1 protein-coding gene is annotated in these 205 nt (G+C 41.5%); it reads right to left on the reverse strand.

Translation table 11 applies throughout. From position 1 onward, the window contains the following. Positions 1 to 205, reverse strand: a 205-nt coding sequence (locus tag FS666_RS19590) for a transposase (protein ID WP_144463815.1), incomplete at both ends; no start/stop codon positions are given.

Consider the following 205-nt stretch of genomic DNA (forward strand, 5'->3'; position numbering starts at 1 on the left):
GACGGCTCTTCTTAAATTGGAATTGCCTTGTTTGGATATACATCCATAGTAACCGCCATCTGGTCCTGATTGTTTGATGACAGGGTTAGTGCCTGCCTTTTTTATGAGCTGGCTAGCACTGTTATAGTGGGAGATATCACCTATTTCACAGTAAATTTCAGCAGCTGTAATAAGACCAATTCCTGGAACTGTGAGTAGAAACAGT

Source organism: Siminovitchia fortis (assembly GCF_007681465.1).
In the GTDB taxonomy this organism is placed as follows: Bacteria; Bacillota; Bacilli; order Bacillales; family Bacillaceae_C; genus Siminovitchia; species Siminovitchia fortis.